Genomic DNA, 20,252 nt, shown 5'->3' with positions numbered 1-20,252 from the left:
CTCTTTCGGCGATACAGAACTGTGGCGGTAGCAAACAGCCGAACGGCTCAGCCTTTGAGCGTCCAGACCCGGACGTCGTCCATCAGATCCGTCGGGTCGAGCTGGCGGACGCCTGTCCCGGAGTGACCGACGACTTTCGCCGAGGTGGCCACGCCGGCACGCAGCGCTCGCTCATCGTCCCAGCCCTGCTCGTAGGCCCACATGATGGCGGCGAACATCGAGTCGCCGGCGCCGACGGTGTCGACGACCTCTACGTCGAGGGCGGGCGCGTACAGCGTCTCCTCGGGCGTGACCATCATCGCCCCTTCCGAGCCGAGCGACGCGATGACGCGCTCGAACCCTTCGCCCCGGAGCTGTCGGGCGGCCTCCGCACAGTCGTCGATGTCCGTCACTTCGATGCCGGTCGCTTCCTCCAGTTCGATCTCGTTGGGTTTGACGTACTCGTAGGTCCCCTCCAGGGCCATCATGTCGTCGCCGTGGATGTCCAGAGCGGTGTCCCAGTCACCGGCCCCCGCGAGCCGGTCGATGTCCTCCGGTTCCATTCCCGGTGGGAGGCTGCCGCCGATGTTGACGATCGAGGGGTCGTACTCCTCGAGGACGGCCACGAGTTCGTCGACGACTTCGCCGTCGACTTCGGGGCCGGACTGGTTGAGCCGGTACTGGTGATTCGGCGCCAGGATCGCCGTGTTCATACGGGTCGGCGCCGAGTCGACCTCACAGAAGTCGATCGGCACGTCGAATCGCTTGAGATCTTGCTTGATGAAATAGCCGGTGAAGCCACCGACGATGCCGGTCGCCCGTGTCTCGTGGCCCAGCGCAGTGACGAACTGCGAGACGTTGATCCCGTTGCCCCCAGAGTCGAAGTGTGCGCCGGTCGAGCGCTGAACGGCGTCGGCTTCGAGCGGTTCCTCCATCTCGATCGTCTGGTCGACTGCCGGATTCGGTGTTACTGTCAGTATCATGGCTATCGACACGCCGTCACACGGCGCGGTCTACTAGCCGGTGTTGACTCGGCGGGGAGTGATAAACGGGTCGATCCGTCTCCGGTCGGCCAGTACTGTTCGTAACGTCTACAGCTGGTCGATCACGGCTGCCGTAAACGCCTCGGTCGAGGCGTCGCCGCCCAGATCCGGCGTGTGTGGCCCGTCAGCCAGCACGGCTTCGACGGCTTCGGTGACGCGGGTCGACTGTTCGTCGTATCCGAGGTGATCGAGCAACATCGCGGCCGAGAGGATCATCGCTGAGGGGTTCGCGATGCCCTGGCCGGCGATGTCGGGCGCGGAGCCGTGGACCGGTTCGAACAGTGCGTTGTCGTCGCCGATATTGGCGCTGGGCAACAGCCCGAGTCCGCCGACGAGTCCGGCCGCCAGGTCCGAGAGGACGTCGCCAGCGAGGTTCGGCGTGATGATCACGCCGTAGTCTTCGGGGTTCATCACGAGCTTCATCGCCAGCGCGTCCATTAGCGCGGTGTCGTAGTCGGCCCCTCGCTCGGCCGCTACGTCCTCGGCAGCCTCCAGGAACATCCCGTCGGTTTCGCGCATGACGTTCGCTTTGTGGGCGATGGTGACGTTCTCGTAGCCGTGTTCCTCGGCGTACGCGAAACCGTATTCCGCGATCTTCCGGGAGGCGTCGCGGGTGATCACGCGGGTCAGCGTGGAGACACCGTCGGCGATCTCGCTTTCGATCTTCGAGTAGACGCCCTGGGTGTTCTCGCGGATGAACACGATGTCCGTCTCGGGTTTGACGGCGTTTAGCCCGGGATACGCCTTCGCCGGGCGGACGTTGGCGTAGGAGCCGACGATCTCACGCAGCGGGAGAATGATGTCCGCGGCGTGTTCGCCGGCCGCGCCGAACAGCGTGGCGTCCGCATCGCGTGCGAGGTCGGCGGTCGCCTCGGGGAGCGGCTCGCCGGTCTCTTCTGCGACGTAATCGCCGGCCTCGCCCTCGACGAACTCGAAATCGATATCGAGCGTTTCCAGTACTTCGACGGCTGCAGGCGTTACTTCCTGTCCGATTCCGTCGCCGGGTATCACCGCGATCTGGTGACTCATGCGTCGAGTTCGCGCGGGCGTCGAAAAGAGCGTATCGGTCGGCGGCCGCAGAAATCAGACCGGCTCGCTACTGGAACGTCCGGCTGACGCTTCCGCTGTCGTCGAGTTCGCTCTCGGCGGTATCGAAGCGCTCCTCGATCTCCTCGTAGCGCTCGCGCGTCTCCTCGTCGACGCTTGGGCCGACCTCGTCCATCGCGGCCTCGAAGTGCTCGCGATTGATCCGGACGTTGCCGATACTCTCGTCGACTTCTTCCGGCGAGACGCTGTTGATGAACTCCCGGCTGGCAGCCATCGAAGCCTCGCGGCACAGCGCTTCGATGTCCGCACCGACGTAGCCGTCGGTCTCGGCGGCGAGTTCGTCTAGATCGACGTCGTCGGCCAGCGGTTTGTCCACCGTGTGGACCTCGAAGATCTTCCGGCGTGCCTCCTCGTCGGGAACGGGCACGTGGACGTGGCGGTCCAGCCGGCCCGGACGCAACAGCGCGGAATCGATCAGGTCCGGCCGGTTCGTCGTCGCGATGACGACCACGTCTTCGAGGCTTTCGATCCCGTCGAGTTCAGTCAGCAGCTGGGAGACGACCCGTTCGCCGACGCCGGAATCGCTCATGCCCTGGCCGCGCTCGCCGGCGATGGAGTCGATCTCGTCGAAGAACACCACCGTGGGGGCGTTCGAGCGGGCCTTCTCGAAGACCTCGCGGACGCCCTTCTCGCTTTCCCCGACGTACTTGTTGAGCAGTTCCGGCCCCTTCACGGAGATGAAGTTGCTCTGGGCTTCGTTGGCGACGGCCTTGGCAAGCAGCGTCTTGCCGGTCCCCGGCGGGCCGAACAGGAGGACGCCTTTCGCGGCCTGCATGTCCATCTGTTCGAAGACCTGCGGGTACTCCAGTGGCCACTGGATCGTCTCGCGCAAGCGCTCTTTCGTGTCTTCCAGACCGCCAACGTCCTCCCAGGTGGTGTCCGGCACCTCGACGAAGACCTCACGGAGCGCGGAGGGCTCGATCCCCTTCAGGGCCTCCTTGAAGTCAGTCTCGGTGACCTCCATCGACTCGAGGATCTCGGCGTCGATCTCGTCGGCTTCCAGGTCGATCTCCGGACGGATCCGTCGGAGCGCGTTCATCGCGGCCTCCTTGCTCAGCTGCTCGAGGTCGGCCCCGACGAACCCGTGGGTGTTCTCGGCGTAGTGATCGAGATCGATGCCCTCGACGAGGGGCATCCCGCGGGTGTGGACCTGCAGGATCTCCTTGCGGCCGTCCCGGTCGGGGACGCCGATCTCGATCTCCCGGTCGAAACGACCGCCGCGGCGCAACGCGGGATCGATCGCGTCGACGCGGTTGGTCGCGCCGATGACGATCACGTCACCGCGTGCTTCGAGCCCGTCCATGAGGCTCAACAGCTGGGCGACCACGCGGCGCTCGACGTCACCGGAGGTCTCGCCGCGCTTGGGCGCGATCGAATCGAGTTCGTCGATGAAGACGATCGCCGGCGCGTTCTCCTCGGCCTCGTCGAAGATCTCCCGGAGCTGTTCTTCGCTCTCGCCGTAGAACTTCGACATGATCTCCGGCCCCGAGATCGTCGTAAAGTAGGCGTCGATCTCGTTGGCAACGGCCTTGGCCATCAGCGTCTTGCCGGTCCCCGGCGGGCCGTGCAACAGGACGCCCTTCGGCGGTTCGATCCCCAGCTGCTGGAACAGTTCGGGATGGCGCATCGGGAGTTCGATCATCTCCCGGACCTGTTCGAGTTCGTCGTCCAGCCCGCCGATGTCCTCGTAGGTGACGTTTGGCGTCTCGCGTTCGTCCTGGGCAGTCCCTTCGGTGATCTGCTCGGCGGGCTGTTCGCTGATCTCGATCTCGGTCTGGTCGGTCACGACGACCGTCCCCTCGGGGTCGGTCTCGGCGATCTTCAGCGGGATCTTCTGGCCGCCGACGTTCGAGATCGGGCCCAGCCCCAGCGAGAACGGAACGGTCTGACCCTGCGTGATAGCCTGTCCGCTGAGCTTGTTGCGGACGTGCGGGCCGATGTTCCCGCGCACGCGGAGGTTCTGCGGGAGTGCGACCGTGATCGACCGGGCGGGCTTGACGTCCGCCTTCTCCACTTCGACCGCGTCGTCGATCCCGACGTTGGCCTCCTGGCGGAGCCGTCCGTCGACCCGGATGACACCCTCGCCGCTGTCCTCGGGATACCCCGGCCAGACGCGCGCGACGGCGCGCCCGCCCTGGCGACCCTCGAGGACGATGTAATCGCCGTTCTCCAGGTCGAGTTCGTCCATCGCGACCCGGTCGATCGCGGCGAGCCCCCGGCCCGCGTCCTTCTGCTTGAGCGGTTTGACAGTGAGTTTCATCGCTCCACCTCGACAGTGAGAACGCCGTTTTTGATAAACGCTCGTGCATCCTCACCCTCGGGCAGGGCCAGATCGTACTGCTCGGGCTCGGCGACGACAATGACTGTGTCGCCGACGATCTCGGCGGTGGCCTCGCTCGCGCCCAGATCGGCCGCCAACACCACGCTGTCATCGTACTCGTAGCGGCTCACCGGCATGTCCTCGTCTAACCGTTGGGTTGCAGTCATGCTAACTCCAAGTTAGTAGTACTTCTATATAAATCTTTCCTAGATTTGGTGGGGTACGGGGTCGGTTTAGCACATAACGGCTGAATTGCGGTTCACACTCTGGGGCTGCCCGGCGGTCGGGTACGACAACACTGAACGGCGGGTTGTTCGTGCCATTGGCACACCACCGGGATCAGTGCAGGTCGTCGATGTCGTCCTCGTAGTGGCTGTGGTCGTCGGCCGGGAACTCGCCGGATTCGACGGCGGCGACGTAGGATTCGACGGCCGAGCGCATCTCGCCGCGGACGTCCCCGAACACCTCCGAGAAGGGCGCGGCAGATTCGGAGAGGCCGATCACTTCGTCGACGGTCAGCACCTGGCCGTCACAGTCCGGACCGGCCCCGATGCCGATCGTGGGGATGGAAATCGCTTCGGTCACCTGCCGGGCGACGTTCGCGGGCACGTGTTCGAGCACCAGCGAGAACGCCCCCGCACGTTCGTGTTTGTGGGCCAGATCGAGAATCTGCTTGGCGGCGGACTCCTCGGTGCCCTGTCGGAAGAGGCCGGTCTCGTTTTCGTGTTGCGGTGTCAGCCCGAGGTGTGCTTGCACGGGGACGCCGAGTTGCGTGAGTCGCCTGGTGAGTTCGACCGTGTGGGGACCGGACTCGATCTTGACAGCGTCGGCGTTGGCCTCCTTGAGCATCCGTCCGGCGTGTTCGACCGCCTCGTCCGGATCGGCGCCGAACGAGAGAAACGGCATGTCGGCGACGACCATCGCCTCGTCGCTCGCCCGTGCGACCGCGGCCGTGTGACTCGCGATCTGGTCGACGGTGACGGGAATCGTCGAATCGTAGCCGAGCCGGAGGTTCCCGACCGAATCGCCGACCAGCAACATCTCGACCCCTGCCTCTTCGAGGACTGCGGCTGTTGGCGCGTCGTAGGCCGTTAGCATCGTCAGCGGTTCGTCGTCGCCCTTCCGTTCCCGGATGTCCTTCGCGCGCATGCCCGACCGTTCGGGCGGGAGAAGGAAAAACCCAGTCGGCTTGCCAGAACCGAAACGGATTCGAGTCGTGAGCGCGGATCGGCTGACATGCCTGCCCGCGTCGAGACGACCGATCCGGACGGCGTCGACTACGGCTGGGTCATGCAGGTCACGTTCGTCACGACGATTGTCGTCGGCGCGCCGGTCGTCGCAGTCACCTCGGCGTTCGTCGAGCTCGCGTCGTGGGGCGCACGCGCCGCCTTCGCAGTGCGGGTCGGTGCCCTCGTCTGGTTCCTGACTGCGACTTTCGTGTACGTGTACGCGCGCCGTCAGTCGAGCCGGTCCGAGACTGACTGAAAGTCGACGCCGGCCCGTCGTGCCGTCTCGGCGTCCGACGCCGAGTCCCCGACGAACAGGGATCGATCCGGAGACGCGTCCAGGGACGCAAGCGCGGCCCGCAACGGCTGGGGGTGCGGCTTCGATTCGTCGACCGTGTCACGCCCGACCAGCACGTCGACGGCGCTGTCGAGTCCGTGGACTTCGAGCGCGATCCGGCACGCTGATTCGGCGTTCAGCGAAACGACCCCGGTCGCCTCCTCGCGCGGCAGTTCCGCCGCCAGCGGGAGACGCCTCGACGTTCGGGCGCCCTCCCGTTCGAACTCCGCGACCCGCTGCTCGACGGCGGGGTGCTCTTCGGCCGCTCTAGCGCGATCGAACAGGTCCCACAGCGTCGCGCCGTCAGTATCGACGCCGCGTGCTTCGAGGATGGCAGCGACCTCCTGACGGACTTGTCCCCAGTCGACATCCAGTTCTACCAGTGTCCCGTCGAGATCGTAGACGATGGCCTCGTACGCGTCGCTCACGTGTGCGGTTTCGGCCGGTATCGCCTAATTACTTCGCCCGTCGCGGTGTGTGAGAGGCCAGCTTTTCGTGAGAATGAGTCAGGTGTCGGCCAGTTCGATGTCGAGTCGGTCCTCCAGAGCGGTGATGACGGAGCCGCCGATGCCGGCCTGGGTCGCACGGGCCTGTTCGACCGCGAGCAGTTCCGATTCGTCGATGCCGAGATCGTCGGCCAACTCCTCGCGTTGCAGACCCGCGTCCTGTCGCGCCTCGGTCACACGCCGTCCGTAATCGGAGACGAGGTATGGGAGCTGATCGTCGTCGTAGTCCGCGCCGTCCTCCCAGTGTGATGCGTCGGCTTGCTGGGCGTCGTGGATCCGTGCCGCGTTCTGGGCGGCCCGCTTTTTTCGGTCGGTATCCGTCCTCTCGGAGTCGGTCTCGCTTGTGGTGCCTTTCGCGTCGTCGCGGTGCTGGGCACAGCTCGAACACACCTGGAGTTGTGCGCCAGCGATGTTGACCGTCTCGAGCGAGGCGTCGGTCGCACCGCAGAGCTCGCAGCTCCCGCCGGTGTCGCCGGAACCACCGCCGGTCGAGTATTTTGCCATACCTCCGTATTATGGATTGGTCGTCTTGAAACAACCGTTTTGAATTCCGTCTCGACCGGAGGCGACACGTCACTGACTCCCGGAGGCGGACCGAACCGACAGTCATTTTACTCCCCCTCGGAAATACACGGATGCAGAATCCCACAGCGTGCGTGGGTAGCCAAGCCAGGCCAACGGCGCAGCGTTGAGGGCGCTGTCCCGTAGGGGTCCGCCGGTTCGAATCCGGTCCCACGCATTTTTGTCACGAACAAACCGTGAGTGACAAAATCGTGATGAGGATTCGAACCCAACGAGGAACGCGCAGCGACCATCGGGAGCGAGCATTTCTCGGTCCGGTTCGAATCCGGTCCCACGCATTTCTGTCGCTCGCAAACCCGCGAGCGACTGTAATCGTCAGCCGATTCGAACCCTACGAGGAACGCACGGCGCACGCGGCAAAGGCGAGTCTCTTTTCGAACTCAGGACGACTCACTCCTCGTTGCGAAGGTAGTGAAAGACGTACGTCTGTGCGTACCCGGCGTATTCGCCGCCCAGACGCTGTCGGATCGCCCGGGACGTCTCGGCGTAGCTGCCGCGGTCACAGTCGGGGTAGTACTCCTCGATCGTCGTCCGGATCCAGGTATCTAGCGGGACCGCTTCCAGAAAGTCGAGCGCGAACAGCAGAACGCAGTCGGCGACTTTCTCGCCGACGCCGACGAACTGTGTCAGGTACTCCCGGGCGTCTTCGTAGGGCCGGTCGCGTGCTGACTCGGGGTGGGCGTCTCCGGAGGCGACTATCTCCGCGGTCCGCTGGACGTACGGGGCGCGGTAGCCGAGCCCGAGATCGCGCAACTGGGACTCCGTGGCGGCCGCGAGTTGCTCCGGCGTCGGAAACACCGGATACGAGCGCCCGTCGGCAGTTACCGTCTCGCCGAACGTCTCGGCCAGTGCGACCTGCATCCCGTGGATCCGTGAGACGCGCATCTGTGCCGAACAGATGAACGAGATCAGCGTGCCGAAGGGCGGATCAGCCACTAGACGCAGCCCCCAGTATCGGTCGTAGGCGCGTTCGAGTAACTCGTCGTCGGGCGTTGCCGCGCGGATCGCCGGCAGGTCGTCGTCCAGCCGGAGCAGCGATCGCACGATCCACTCGGCGTCGGTCGTCGACTCCCAGTCGAGGTGGCTGTCGTCCTGACGGACGCGAACGACGACCGGGTCGCCGGCGTCGAGACGGATCGATCCGTCGTCGATCCGGACTACTGTCTCGTACCAGGCGTCGCCGCCGCGCTGCTCGTCGCCGTCGTACATCTCTCCGTCCGGGCGTCGCCAGAGATACGACTGCCCGCTCTCGATGGTCGCCTGCAGATCGAGCCCGCCGTCCAGTTCAGCCACGTCGATCCGTCCAGCGTTCATTCGGTCGCGCTCGGGGAGCCAGTCGCTTTTCGGTTGCGGTTCCTTGTGGCTAACCTTCATATCGGTGGGACAGTAATACCAATATATGAACTGTCGAGTTGTCGTCGAGGCTGCCGTTCCCGTCTACGACGTGGAGACACCCGACGAAGCGGTTCGGATCGCCATCTCGAAGACGGGCGAGATGCTCAATCCCGATCTCAACTACGTCGAGATCAACATGGGCAGTCGGTCCTGTCCACACTGTGGTGAGGAACTCGAACCCGCGTACATCGCCGCCGACGAGAGCCTCGTCGCACTCGAACTGGAGATGACGGTGTTCAACGTCGAACGCGACGAACACGCGGCCCGGATCGCACGCAAGGAGATCGGGCAGCGTCTGGAGAACATCCCGCTGGAAGTCCTCGAAATCGAGGAGATCGAGGACGAATCGGACGACGAGGAGAGCGACGAGACATCGACAGCCGAGGAGACTGCCTCCGACACCGACGAGGCGTCAGCCGATCGCGAGACGACGGACGCTGACACGGACGAGGACATCCTGCCCGAGTTCGAAGAGCTCATCGACGAGTAGTCCTGGCCTGGTGGGTTGCTGTTCGTTCTGTGACGCGCGTCTGACGAACCTATTTGGGCCCGAAACACCCCAGTTGTGGGTAATGGACGAGACGTTTCTCGACATGGACACGGTCACCATCGAGTTCGACGAGGAGACGCTGCAGGCGCTCGACGACGTGGCGTTCACCGAGCACCGCGGCAATCGCGACGCTGCGATCCGGGAGTGTCTGGATCGGTGGCTCAAGTCCCGCAAAGAAGAGTGACTCCGCACGTCGTGGTGGCGTAATCGTCTCGACGGAACCGCTCAGACGCGCGGTTCGGGGAGTAACTCCTCGATGTCCTGGCCGTCGAGCCAGTCACAGAGCTGGACGAGCTGATCGGTAGCTGCCTCGAACAGCCGTTCGCCTTTTTCGGCTGTCGCGTCGGTCTGGTCGCCGAACACGCCGTTGTCCGAGTTGTCGACCGCGTCGTAAAAGGTCCGAGCGCCGAACTTCGTCGTCTCGGCGGCCTCGATGTCCGGCACGCCACCGTCTCTGGCGTCTTCGAGGCGATCCTCGTGAACGAGGTCGGATTCGAGATACTGGATCAGTGCGGTCTCCTTGGGACCGCCGTGCGGGCCGTTCTGCTCGAACACGTCGTCGACCAGCTCAGGGATACTCTCGTCCCACATCCACTCCACAGCAAACGCCACCTCGTCTTCGTGCAAACGCCGACCCACTTCCCGGAGGTGTTGGACATTGCCGCCATGAGCGTTCACGTACACGATTCGGTCGATCCCGTGATACGCGAGATTTCGAGAGAAGCTTTCGACGTAGTCCCGGAACACCGGGGGATCGACCCACATCGTCCCGGGGAACTGCCGATGGTGGGGACTGACGCCGACGTTGATCGTCGGGGTACAGAGATATCCGGTCCGGGACGCGGTCTCGCGAGCGAACCCCTCGGCGATCAGGTGGTCGGTCCCTTCGGGGAGATGTGGGCCGTGCTGTTCAGTCGAGCCGAGCGGGACGATCGCGAGCGATTCAGACTCGAAATACGATTCCAGATCCGGCCACGCTTCCGCAGCGAGGTACATACGACACGTACGGGCGAGTGGCCACTTCAACGTGCCGAGAGGGGCAACTCGGAACCATACGGACTGCTGAAGGCTCATCGCCACGACCGCCCGACTTCGGGCAGTCACTCCGGAACCGCTTACAGCAGTCCGCACGAAAGACATCACTTATCCCCGTTCATATGAAATAGCGAGTCGATGGACCGACTACTGTCCCCGAAGACCAAACAGGTGCTGCTCGTCCTGTTGGCGGTGGGGCTCGTCGCGCTTGCCGGCTGTAACACCGGCGGCGACGGAACCCCCAGCGTCACGTCCACTGACGGCGAGCCGCTGAACGAGACGACACCAGGAGAGACCACGACACCGAACGAGACGACACCGCAAAGTGACGTCGACTTCGACGAATTAGCTGCCGGCCACGAGACGCAGGTCGAATCCGCGGACTCGCTGACCGAGGGCGCGCAGATACTCGAGCAGTATACGGTCAACGGGAGTCCGAGCGTTTCGACCACCGAGGTCGTCACGTATTACGACCTTGCCGAACAGGTCGGGCTGGAGACTGCCGCAGTAAGTCAGTCATCGTCACAGGGTTCGCTGCAGCAGAACTCCGTGAAATACACGGCTGGGGACGAAACGTTCCAGCGGACGAACTCGACACAGGTCCAGGACGCGCAGTATTACTACGACCAGGAGCCGTACAACATGTCCGCACAACCGACGCCGGTCAACTTCACGTCGGTCGGGTGGACGACCCTGTACGACAACATGAACGCGTCGTTGCTAGAGGACGGAACGACCGAGTTCCAAAACGAGACCGTCCAGAAGTACACCGCGAGCGGTCGGGACCGACTACCTGCACTCTCCTCGGGCATCGGCTCGTCGTTCTCTGAACTTGAGACGTTCAACGCGACGATGCTCGTCACCGACGACGGGTTGATCACGCGGACGACGATCCGCGCCTCGGGGACGACCGTCCAGGGCGCCGAGCTCACTCTCGCCTACCAGTATACGGTGACGGATGTCGACGCGACGACCGTCGAGGAGCCGGACTGGACTGACAACGTCAACACGACGGGCTAGCCGCCTCCCTGCCGTTTTTCTTCTCCCGGGTCGTCTGGACGGACATGCAGACTGTCGACGCTGCCGGCTTGCAGGTCGGCGACGGGTATCCGCCGCGTATCATGGGTGTACTCAACGTCAGCCGCGAGTCACCGTACGATCCGAGCGTCTATGACGACCCGAGCGAGGCGGCCGCATACGTCGATCGCGAACTCATCGACCAGGGCGCCGATATCGTCGATATCGGGCTCGAATCGGCGAACAAGCGCTTCGACGTGCTCTCCGCACAGGAGGAACTCGACCGACTCGATATCGCGATCGAGACGATCGAGTCGGTGGGCGGCGACGCCGTGTTCTCCATCGAGACGCGCTATCACGAGGTCGCGGAGCGCGCGATCGATCGGGGGTTCGATATGATCAACGACATCGCCGGGTTCGCGGACCCGAAGATGCCCGAGATTTGCAGGGAGTACGACGTCGCCGTGGCGAAGATGGCGAGTCCGCCGGATCTGGAACGGCCCGGCGCCGTCGAGGAGACGCCCTGGGCCGATCGACGGTCGCCGGAGTGGGCACGCCAGGCCGAGTACGTCGATCAGGTCTACGAGGCGCTCAAACAGCACGGCCTCACCGAGAAGACGATCGTCGATCCGGCCTTTGGCGGCTGGAGCGAGTCCCAGACGATCGAGGACGACCGTGAGACGTTCCGACGGCTCCGGGAGTTTCGGGGACTTGGACGACCACTCCTGGTCTCGATCAACCGCAAGAACTTCCTCCGGTCGATCGCGGATCGCTCGACTGAGGAGGCGTTGCCGGTCAGTCTGGCGGCCACGTCGATGGCGGTCGAACGTGGCGCACATGTCATTCGAACCCACGACGTGGCCGAGACGCGTGACGCCGCCCTGGTCGGGGACGCGTTCACCCGTCAGCGTATCGACGACGGCGCGATCGACATCGAGGAACTCGACGTGCAGACGGTCGGCGATGCCGAGCGCCACTGCGAGCGCGTCGGTGCCGAGCCGGCGACGGCCACGCAGTCGGTCGTCTCTGTCTTCGAACTCACGGGACTGTCGCCGACCGAGCGCGATCGGCTCGACACGCACGTGCCGGCACACGGCGGCGTCTACGCGCCGGGCGACGGCGACAGCGACCTGCTGGTCGGGTCGCCGGCCGCGCTCCGTGCGCTGGCGAGCGATATCGACGGTGGCGCCCTCGGCAACGCACTCGCGACGATCGCGGAGCGGCTCGACTGAGATGGATTTTAACACCTGGGAACCGGTCTACGAGCGGATCCTCGCCGACATGGGCTACGACCGGGTGGACGACGAGCGCGCCCGCGACGTGTACGCCGGACTCCTGCGCGCATCGGAGGCGGATACCTTCGGCGACGGGCTCGATTTCACCGGTGAGCGCGTGGCGATCGCCGGCGCGGCCCCTTCCCTGGAGGACGAACTGGCCACTGCTCGTGCGGCTGACACCGTCGTCGCCGCCTCAAGCGCCGGACAGCGGTTGCTCGCGAACGGGATCGCCGTGGACTGTCTGGTCACTGATCTCGACGGGGAGCCAGACACTGCCGTCCGACTGACGAACTACGAGACGCCGGTCGCGATCCACGCCCACGGCGACAACGCGATCGTGATCCGGGAGTACGTCCCACGCTGTCGGCTCGATTCGGTGATTCCCACCACCCAGGCCGCCCCGCGTCACCCGGTTCGGAACTTCGGCGGGTTCACGGACGGCGACCGTGCGGCGTTTCTGGCCGATCACTTCGGCGCGAGCGAGCTCGTCTTCCCCGGCTGGGCGTTCGACGATCCGACGGTCGGCCCGACGAAGCGCCGCAAACTCCGCTGGGCCGAACGGCTGCTTCACTGGCTCGAACGCCGCCGCGGCGATCGGTTCGGCGTGCTCGACGGACGACGTGACGGGATCGATCCGATCGACCCGTAGCGTTGGTGCGGTCGCTACGCGACGGTATCGCTGTATCGTCGCGCTCAGACGACAGCGTCGACGACCGTTTCGTCGTCGACTACGATGTTGTAGGCTTCTTCGTCGCCGTTCCACAGCACGAGCACGTTCTGAAAATCGAGCAGTGCCCCGTAGGGGGCCTCCGCGAGCGGACGGGTCAGTGCCGAGTCGTCGACGAGCACCGCGAAGACGTCCTCGCTCTCGCTGCCGTCGCCGACCAGAAAGAGCGGGTTGCCGCCGTCGGCGAGGTCGTGGCTGAGTTTGATCGCGACCAGATCGACCCGGTCGGTCACGACCGATTCGGCCTCACCGAGCGGGATTACTCGTGATCGATCCGGCGTGTACTCGACCCGCTCGGCCCCGTCCGTCCGCAGGATCGACACGGCGTATTGCACGTCGACGTTCTCGAACGCACCGGATTCGAAACGGCCATCGGCGGCCGATTCGAGCCGCTGCTGGAAGGGCGGTATCGACAGGTCCGGCTTCCGATCGAACGACCAGCAGTCGCTACTGGGCCTCCGGTCCGGCCAGAGCCGGCAGGTCGGCGCGTAGATCGTGTACTCGTCTTCGACAGCCCGCTCGATGCGCCGAAGTCCGGTCGCAGTGTTCCGATCGGCCGGTTCGACCGCCACGACCGAGCCGTCCGGTGTGAGCGCGGAGCGATACTTATCGAGTACCGTGGCCGGCTCCGCAAGCTCGTTGAGGACGTTCGCGAACACGATCAGATCGAACGTCCCGTCCGGATCGAACGATTCGGCGCGCTCGCGGTGGATCGTCGCGTGGACGTTCCGCCCGGTCTCGGACAGCAACCGCTCCAGCACGTCCGCGTTGGCGCTCGGCTCCACCGCGTGATACTCCACGAGCGTCTCGTCCGGAAGCAATTCCGCGAGTCCGATCGCCGGCCCGCCGGTCCCGGCGCCGACGTCGAGCACCCGGAGCCGTGACGGAATCCGTCCCTCGCGCGCCAGGTCCGCCAGCACGTACTGGGTGGCCGCGTAGGTGTTTGGCAGGTGGTAGATCGCGTACGCGAGCGCGGTCAACTCGTCGTACTCGACTGATCGCTGGTCGAAGTAGGCGTCCTTCAGCGAGACCAGCCGCTCGCGTAGCCGATCGCCGCTAGTCCCCTCCGGCCACCCCGGTCCGAACGTCTCGACCAGCATATCTTCCAGTGCCCGCGCGTATCGCTCCGGGAACGCCTCGACGCCGTCGAAATCGATCTCGGCCGGGCCGTCGGGTGCGGGGACGAACGTGCCGTCCTCGCGCTCGACGAGGTCGAGTTCCGGGGCGAGCTCCCGCAGCGTCGTCCGGACGACACCTGGGTGGGGCTGTCCCTCGACGTATTCGTGGATCTCTTCGGGGTCGATCGGCCGGACGTTTCGCAGATACTGTGCGTTCTCCCGGATCGCCTGCCGTTGGTCACTCATCGCTTGCCTCCCTGTAGAGTTCCACGAACTCCGCTCTGTCCGCGTCGGCGAGTCGTCCCGCTGCGTCCGCGACCGCCCCGGCTCCCTCGAAGGTCTCCTGAATGTCCGCGTAGACGCGCGGGTCGTTCCCGGTCACCTGCTCGACGAGGTCGAACAGGCCCGCTGATATTGGCGTGTGGAACGCCTCGGGAACCTCACGGGCGGCCAGCGCGAACGCGAGGACGGCCGCGTGGGCGCTCGCCTGGACGGTCTCCATCGCCTCGTCGTGGGTCGGGGCATCCGTCTCGACCCAGCGGTTGCCACGGCTGCTCAGAGCGGACCGGACCGCTGTGGCGATCTCGCCGCCGTTCTCGACGACCGCTGCGACGTTGCCCGGCGCGTTCGCGGCCGCAAACAGTGGGTGCAGGCTGATCCGCTCGCGTTCGGGCGCGTGCTCGGCCATGGCCGCGAGCGGCCCGGCCATGTAGCCGGCTAGATCTGCGACGGCCGCCGTGGCGTTGTCGGCGAACTCGGCAATCACGTCTCGGGTCGCCGGGATCGGGACGGCGACACAGACGAGGTCGAACCGCTCGTCAGTCTCCAGAGGCACGGCACGCGCCGCGATCGCGTCGGCGGCCGCCTCGGCGATGGCCGGGTCGGCGTCGGTGACGGCGAGATCGACTGCCAGATCGGGATCGTCTTGCAGGACAGCCCCGAACCAGCGACCCATCTCACCGGCACCGACAACGAGGACGTTCATCGAACGGGGATTCCCGTTCAGCAGTCAAAAGCGGTTCGATCGTCCGAACGAGGCCTCATACGATCGGTTGTGAGTCTGTTCCGGATCGATCGCATCCGTTATGCGATCGTACCGGTAAATCGTTAGAACCGACCGTATCAGACCTGCAGGTCATCGTCTGCGAGCGACGTCGCAGTGCGCCAGTAGTGATCGAACGTATCGGTCGCCCACGATCGGACAGCCTCGTCGTCAGTGTCGATTGACGCACGCAACACGCCGGTTTCGTCTCGCAGGAGCATGTGGACGGTGTCGTCGGCGATCGTGACCGCGAGCGGGATCCCCTCCTCCCGGACGTGAATCTCGGTGTCCTCGGCCGCGAGTAGCGACCGCAAGCGGTCGTTTAGTTCGGGATCGTCCGCCAGTGCCTCGATCGCGTTCCGCGAGAGCACGCCGGAAAACGACAGCTCACCCGCGGTGACACGCCGTTCGATCACTGTCAGGTTCTGTTCGTTGAACGCGTGCGAGAAGGCCCTGACTTCGTCTGCCGTCTCCACGAGGTCGAGCAACCGCCGAACCGGCGCGTTCGGCCGCGTCTGTGTCGGTGTCGTGATCGTCGCGTCAGCGAGGTGGCGCAGGTCGAAGTCCATCGCGTGGGTGGGCAGATACCGGACCAGTCCCCGGAGTTCACACTCCGTTTCGAGGATTTCGAGCAGGTCAGTCAGTCCCCTGGCGACGAGTGTGCCGGTCGCGGTGGCGACGTACTCGCTCCCGTCCTTGCGAACCCACGATCGCTCCTGGAAATCACCGAGGATCCGCCCGAGCGTTGCCTGGGAGGCGTCGGTTTCAGCCTCGAGATCGCGTCGCGTCCGGCGGCTGTCGGCCAGCGCCGTCAGCACCTCGACGCGGTTCTCCGAGCGCGCGAGGAACTCGACTTCCTCCAGCACCGAGTCCATATCCGTTGATCTGTCCACGGGGGCAAAACGCTGTCCGTTCCGACAGCGATCACGCTGTCGGCGTGTCCTCACTACCCTACCGACCGTGCAATTGTTGCACGCCGCGTTTCTGTTGCATCCTCCGTGTTGGCTGCACGGTATTGGGTGCGTCAGACCCGTGAAACCCTTTCTAACGACATCTATCGGGTTGTAGCCCGTACAGATAGGTATGATCTCACTGCTCGTTTCGGAGGTGTCGCGCTGAATGGTCGGCCGCCGCACGCTCGCGCTGTTCGCCGCGGCGAGTCTGCTGTTCGGTGGAACCTTTGTCGCCGCGAAGGCCGGACTGGCGTATTTCCCGCCGCTTCTGTTCGTCGCCTTCCGGTTCGACATCGCCGCGGTCGCGCTGGCGGCGTTTGCCGTCGCGACGATTCCCCGATCGGAGCTCGTTCCGCGCACCCGGAGTGATCTGCTCGGTATCGTCGCGACTGGCGTGTTCGTGATCGGGCTCGCGAACGCGCTGCTGTTCGTCGGCCAGCAGTACGCGACCAGTGCCGTCGGTGCGATCGTCTTCGGGCTCAACCCGATCCTGACGCCGGTGTTCGCCGCCGTCCTGCTGTCCGACGAGCGGCTGTCCGCCCGCGGTGCGGCCGGGATGGCGCTGGGACTGCTCGGGGTCGTGCTCGTCGTCGATCCCGATCCGGCGACGCTGCTCGCTGGCGGGCTCGGCAAGCTCCTCATCCTCGTCGGCGCCGCCAGCGGCGCATTCGGGACGGTTCTCGTCCGACGGGCGGACGCGACGCTGTCGAGTACCGCCCGGATCGCCTGGGGGCTGCCGCTCGCGGCGCTGCTCACGCACGGAATGAGCGCCGCCGCCGGCGAGTCCGCGGCGACGATCGTCTGGTCGAGCGAAGCGCTGCTCGCACTGGGATACGTCGGGATATTCGCCGGCGCGGTCGCCTACGTCGCCTACTTCGGCCTCATCGACGCTGCCGGTCCGATCAAGGCCAACCTCGTCTTCTACGTCGTTCCGGCGGTCGCGACGCTCGGCGGCTGGGCACTGCTCGGCGAGACGATTTCGGTGATGACGGCCGTCGGCTTCCTGACGGTCTTCGCCGGGTTCGCGCTGCTGGGCAGCGAATCTATCGCCGCCTGGTGGGGGTCCGTCAGACCCACGTCCACCGGCGGCGACAGCGAGTCGGTGTCGTTCCCCTCGCGTGCGGACTGACAGCAACCGCCGCGCCGATGCAGGTACAGCAGCCGTTCTGCTGTCGTAGGTACAGTAGCCGCCGCTGTCGGTGATCAGCACGAAAAATGTAGCAATTCGGAAACGACTCGTCGAGCGGCGTACCGTCGCTTAGACCTGCTCTTCGATGCGGATGAGTTCGTTCAGTTTGGCGGTACGTTCGCCGGCGACGGTGCCGGTCTTGATGTAGGGTGCGGCGGCGCCGACGGCGAGGTGGGCGATCGTCGTGTCCTCGGTCTCGCCCGAACGGTGGGAGACTGCCGACACGATACCGTTCTCCGCCCCGAGTTCGATGGCGTCGACGGCGTCGGAGAGGGTGCCAATCTGGTTGGGCTTGATGAGAATGGAGTTCGAGGAGCCCTTGTCGATGCCGTCCTGGAGGCGCTCAACGTTGGTGACGTACAGATCGTCGCCACAGATGAGCGTCCGGTCGCCGACGCGGTCGGTCAACTCGGCGAAGGCCTCGAAGTCGTTTTCGTCCAGCGGATCCTCGACGTAGGCCATGTCGTATTCATCGACCATTTCGGCGACGTAGTCGATCTGTTCGGCCGTCGAGCGGTTGGCCTCACCCTCGTAGACGTACTCGCCGTCCTCGTACATCTCGGCGGCGGCCATGTCCAGGCCGAAGCTAATCTCGAAGCCGAGGTCGTCACTGACTTCGGTGGTGGCCTGGTCGACGATTTCGAAGGCCTCGTCGTCGCCGATCGGCGGCGCCCAGGCACCCTCGTCGCCCTTGTTGGCGGGGACGCCCTTCTCTTCGAGGAGTTCGCCGATACGGGCGTGGACCTGCGCGTTCGCGAAGACCGCTTCGGTCACGCTCGGTGCGCCGACCGGCGCCGAGAGGAACTCCTGAATGTTGGTGGCTTCCTCGGCGTGTTCGCCGCCGCCGACGACGTTGCCCAGCGGCGTGGGGAACTGATCGCCCCGGAAGGTCCCGCCCAGGTGCTGGAACAGCGGGAGTCCGAGTTCGTCGGCACCGGCCTTGGCGGCGGCCATGCTGATCGCGACCGCGCTGTTGGCGCCGATACCCGAGAAGTCGTCCGTCCCGTCGACCTCGTGTAGCGTGTCATCGATTGCGCGCTGGTCGGTGGCGTCGACCTCGCCGACGAGGGCGGGAACGGCGTCGGCTTCGGCCTTCTCGATGGCCTCCTCGGCCGGCAGTTCGAGTGCTTCGTGTTCGCCCGTGCTCGCACCGCTCGGGGCGGCACCGCGACCGAAGCCACCGTCCTCGGTGGTGACCTCGGCTTCGACAGTGGCGTTACCTCGCGAGTCCAGTATCCGTCGGAGCGTGATGTCCGTAATGAGTGTCATCTGTGTTCGCCTCCGTTTGTCGCGTTGCCGTCGTCCGGCGGCCCGCTCGGGGACCGACCGGTGCGCGTGAGCGACACCGGCGTCGCGTCCGACCCCGCAAAGACTGACTGGCCATTCGCGGCCATAGCCAGCGTCTGCGACCGTTCGAACGCGACGAGACGTTCCGGCACACTATCGGTGTTTACTCGCCTCCGAAGTAAGATTATCTATTTCGATCCGAGAGGTCGGGCTGTCGATTATAAGTGATCGATGCTTTTCGCAGCGTTGGCCGGGCTGTTTTAGCTGGTCTTCGGGCCGGAACTGTCACTCGCCATGAGAGTCCTTCCGACCGTCGCTCGATCATCTCGCAACGCTTTTGCGTTTCTCATCGGGAGTTCGACGTATGGCAGAGACGGGCCAGACGGATCCGCGGACCGACACGTCCCGGCCGTTGTGGACGCTCGCGATCGTGTTGTTCGTCGCGCTCGAAGGGCTGGGCTTGCAGATGCGCGGGCCGCTGTTGCCGATCCTCGAAGCGGAGTGGGGAATCGGCAAGGGACTGCAGGGGCTGGTCGGCCCGGCCGGCACGCTCGGGTTCGCGGTCACGGTCCTGGCCGCCGGCGCTGTCGCCGGCCGGATCGACACGCGACGGTATTTCCTGGGCGGGATCGTCGTCACGGTCCTCGGCGTCCTCGGGATGGCACTGGCGCCCGTGTTCGTCGCGTATCTCGGACTGCTCGTCGTCCGCGGCCTCGGGACGGGCGTCTCTCGGGGACTGGATCGCCCGCTGCTGGGCCACCTGTATTCGAACGCTCGCGGGCGAGTCTTCAACCTCTACGATATGGCGTGGGCGATCGGCGCGGCGTCCGGTCCCGCTGTTTTGAGCCTCGCGGTCGCGCTCGGGAACTGGCGGTACGCGTACGTCACGCTCGCGGTCGCGTTCGGCGTCGTCGCCGCGCTCGTCTGGCGACTCGATCCTCCCAACGTCGACGCCGAGGAGGCGCTGGACGTCGCGGGCGCGCTCGAACTCTTCCGGACGCCGGCCGTCGGGGCGACGGTCGTCGCGCTCGTCTTCCACACCGGGCTGGAGGGCGCGATGTTCCTCTGGCTGCCGACCTTCGGCGGCGAGATCGCAGACCTCGGCGCGACGCGTGCCAACCTCCTGCTCAGCGCGTTCATCGTCGCCTACATCCCCGGACGGTTCGTCTACACGCTGATCGCCGAGCGCGTCCCGTACGGTCCGCTGGTCATCGCGCTGGAGATCCTCATCGCACCCGTATTCGTCTGGACCTTCTTCCTCGCGGACGGCACCGCTGTCTTCGCCGGGGTCGTCGTTCTCGGCGCGCTCGTCTCGGGTATCTTTCCGACACTGCTTGCGTTCGGGACGCAGGCCGCGCCGGAGTACAGCGGCCCGATCAATGCGGTTTCGACCTCGGTCGCGTCGGTCAGCCTGGCGCTCGTTCCGGTCGCGATGGGGGCACTGGCGGCGCTCACCTCCATTCGGACGGCGATGTGGATCCCGCTCGCGATGACCGTCCTCGTCGCACCGACCGTCCTGATCGCCAGACGCGCCGATCCGAATATCTGAGACCTCCCGTGGG

General features: G+C 65.4%; 21 protein-coding genes and 1 tRNA gene. 9 read left to right on the top strand and 13 right to left on the bottom strand.

The features are described from left to right. Positions 1–47: 47 nt before the first annotated feature. The 5 genes from pfkB to panB all read right to left on the bottom strand — a co-directional run bounded on the left by pfkB (position 48) and on the right by panB (position 5,598). The gene (gene pfkB / locus HSEST_RS09040) at positions 48–962 is read right to left on the bottom strand and encodes a 1-phosphofructokinase (protein WP_229120609.1); all 915 of its coding nucleotides are present in this window, start codon (positions 960–962) and stop codon (positions 48–50) included. A 108-nt stretch (positions 963–1,070) separates the two neighbouring features. Next, positions 1,071–2,051, bottom strand: coding sequence for an isocitrate/isopropylmalate dehydrogenase family protein (locus tag HSEST_RS09035; RefSeq protein WP_229120608.1), 981 nt, complete (start codon positions 2,049–2,051; stop codon positions 1,071–1,073). Between the two features lie 67 nt (positions 2,052–2,118). Next, entirely contained in the window at positions 2,119–4,389 is a 2,271-nt protein-coding gene (locus HSEST_RS09030; RefSeq protein ID WP_229120607.1) for a CDC48 family AAA ATPase, read from the bottom strand. Further along, positions 4,386–4,616, bottom strand: coding sequence for a DUF7127 family protein (locus HSEST_RS09025; RefSeq protein WP_229120606.1), 231 nt, complete (start codon positions 4,614–4,616; stop codon positions 4,386–4,388). The genes HSEST_RS09030 and HSEST_RS09025 overlap by 4 nt, the downstream gene beginning before the upstream one ends. A gap of 172 nt (positions 4,617–4,788) precedes the next feature. Then, entirely contained in the window at positions 4,789–5,598 is an 810-nt protein-coding gene (gene panB, locus HSEST_RS09020) for a 3-methyl-2-oxobutanoate hydroxymethyltransferase (protein WP_229120605.1), read from the bottom strand. 87 nt (positions 5,599–5,685) lie between these two features. Between panB and HSEST_RS09015 the strand changes: the two genes are divergently transcribed. Then, entirely contained in the window at positions 5,686–5,934 is a 249-nt protein-coding gene (locus tag HSEST_RS09015) for a DUF5822 domain-containing protein (protein ID WP_229120604.1), read from the top strand. Here HSEST_RS09015 and HSEST_RS09010 read toward each other — a convergent pair. Both HSEST_RS09010 and HSEST_RS09005 read right to left on the bottom strand, forming a co-directional pair. Then, positions 5,907–6,440, bottom strand: coding sequence for an HAD family hydrolase (locus tag HSEST_RS09010; RefSeq protein ID WP_229120603.1), 534 nt, complete (start codon positions 6,438–6,440; stop codon positions 5,907–5,909). The genes HSEST_RS09015 and HSEST_RS09010 overlap by 28 nt on opposite strands. A gap of 78 nt (positions 6,441–6,518) precedes the next feature. Further along, entirely contained in the window at positions 6,519–7,022 is a 504-nt protein-coding gene (locus HSEST_RS09005) for a helix-turn-helix domain-containing protein (RefSeq protein WP_229120602.1), read from the bottom strand. A gap of 150 nt (positions 7,023–7,172) precedes the next feature. Here HSEST_RS09005 and HSEST_RS09000 point away from each other — a divergent pair. Further along, positions 7,173–7,257, top strand: a tRNA-Leu gene (locus HSEST_RS09000). A 233-nt stretch (positions 7,258–7,490) separates the two neighbouring features. Here HSEST_RS09000 and HSEST_RS08995 read toward each other — a convergent pair. Next, a complete protein-coding gene (locus HSEST_RS08995; RefSeq protein ID WP_229122980.1) occupies positions 7,491–8,414 on the bottom strand; it encodes a DNA-3-methyladenine glycosylase family protein in 924 nt (307 codons plus the stop codon). An 85-nt stretch (positions 8,415–8,499) separates the two neighbouring features. Here HSEST_RS08995 and HSEST_RS08990 point away from each other — a divergent pair, with 85 nt between their 5' ends. Together HSEST_RS08990 and HSEST_RS08985 are read left to right on the top strand one after the other, a co-directional pair. After that, the gene (locus HSEST_RS08990) at positions 8,500–8,985 is read left to right on the top strand and encodes a DUF555 domain-containing protein (RefSeq protein WP_229120601.1); all 486 of its coding nucleotides are present in this window, start codon (positions 8,500–8,502) and stop codon (positions 8,983–8,985) included. An 82-nt stretch (positions 8,986–9,067) separates the two neighbouring features. Then, positions 9,068–9,229: a ribbon-helix-helix protein, CopG family gene (locus HSEST_RS08985; RefSeq protein ID WP_229120600.1), complete on the top strand. Its 162-nt coding sequence runs from the start codon at positions 9,068–9,070 to the stop codon at positions 9,227–9,229. Positions 9,230–9,270: 41 nt separating this feature from the next. Here the strand turns inward: HSEST_RS08985 and HSEST_RS08980 are convergent, their stop codons facing one another. After that, positions 9,271–10,041 (bottom strand): creatininase family protein, encoded by a 771-nt coding sequence (locus HSEST_RS08980; protein WP_229120599.1) that lies wholly within the window; start codon positions 10,039–10,041, stop codon positions 9,271–9,273. 177 nt (positions 10,042–10,218) lie between these two features. Between HSEST_RS08980 and HSEST_RS08975 the strand changes: the two genes are divergently transcribed. Genes HSEST_RS08975 through HSEST_RS08965 form a run of 3 tightly spaced genes read left to right on the top strand, consistent with a single transcriptional unit; the run spans position 10,219 to position 13,023 of the window. Continuing rightward, positions 10,219–11,100 (top strand): DUF7537 family lipoprotein, encoded by an 882-nt coding sequence (locus HSEST_RS08975; protein ID WP_229120598.1) that lies wholly within the window; start codon positions 10,219–10,221, stop codon positions 11,098–11,100. A 44-nt stretch (positions 11,101–11,144) separates the two neighbouring features. Beyond that, positions 11,145–12,329: a dihydropteroate synthase gene (gene folP, locus HSEST_RS08970; protein ID WP_229120597.1), complete on the top strand. Its 1,185-nt coding sequence runs from the start codon at positions 11,145–11,147 to the stop codon at positions 12,327–12,329. Between the two features lies 1 nt (position 12,330). Further along, positions 12,331–13,023: a 6-hydroxymethylpterin diphosphokinase MptE-like protein gene (locus HSEST_RS08965; RefSeq protein WP_229120596.1), complete on the top strand. Its 693-nt coding sequence runs from the start codon at positions 12,331–12,333 to the stop codon at positions 13,021–13,023. Between the two features lie 44 nt (positions 13,024–13,067). Here HSEST_RS08965 and HSEST_RS08960 read toward each other — a convergent pair whose 3' ends face one another. From HSEST_RS08960 to HSEST_RS08950, 3 genes are all read right to left on the bottom strand, one after another. Next, positions 13,068–14,465 carry a small ribosomal subunit Rsm22 family protein gene (locus tag HSEST_RS08960; protein ID WP_229120595.1) on the bottom strand — a complete coding sequence of 466 codons (1,398 nt, stop codon included), beginning with the start codon at positions 14,463–14,465 and terminating at the stop codon, positions 13,068–13,070. Beyond that, complete coding sequence (locus tag HSEST_RS08955) at positions 14,458–15,204, bottom strand: prephenate dehydrogenase/arogenate dehydrogenase family protein (protein WP_229120594.1); 747 nt, start codon at positions 15,202–15,204, stop codon at positions 14,458–14,460. Before HSEST_RS08955 ends, HSEST_RS08960 begins: the two co-directional genes overlap by 8 nt. A gap of 137 nt (positions 15,205–15,341) precedes the next feature. Continuing rightward, positions 15,342–16,136 (bottom strand): helix-turn-helix transcriptional regulator, encoded by a 795-nt coding sequence (locus HSEST_RS08950; RefSeq protein WP_229120593.1) that lies wholly within the window; start codon positions 16,134–16,136, stop codon positions 15,342–15,344. A 244-nt stretch (positions 16,137–16,380) separates the two neighbouring features. Here HSEST_RS08950 and HSEST_RS08945 point away from each other — a divergent pair, with 244 nt between their 5' ends. Continuing rightward, a complete protein-coding gene (locus HSEST_RS08945) occupies positions 16,381–17,343 on the top strand; it encodes a DMT family transporter (protein ID WP_229120592.1) in 963 nt (320 codons plus the stop codon). A 129-nt stretch (positions 17,344–17,472) separates the two neighbouring features. On the opposite strand, the gene eno is transcribed toward HSEST_RS08945, so the two are convergent. After that, positions 17,473–18,672 carry a phosphopyruvate hydratase gene (gene eno, locus HSEST_RS08940; protein ID WP_229120591.1) on the bottom strand — a complete coding sequence of 400 codons (1,200 nt, stop codon included), beginning with the start codon at positions 18,670–18,672 and terminating at the stop codon, positions 17,473–17,475. Positions 18,673–19,054: 382 nt separating this feature from the next. Here eno and HSEST_RS08935 point away from each other — a divergent pair, with 382 nt between their 5' ends. Next, positions 19,055–20,239, top strand: coding sequence for an MFS transporter (locus tag HSEST_RS08935; protein WP_229120590.1), 1,185 nt, complete (start codon positions 19,055–19,057; stop codon positions 20,237–20,239). The last annotated feature ends 13 nt before the right edge of the window (positions 20,240–20,252 follow it).

Origin of the sequence: Halapricum desulfuricans, from assembly GCF_017094465.1 — an archaeon.
GTDB lineage: Archaea > Halobacteriota > Halobacteria > Halobacteriales > Haloarculaceae > Halapricum.
This window is presented reverse-complemented; position numbering and strand designations above follow the sequence as displayed.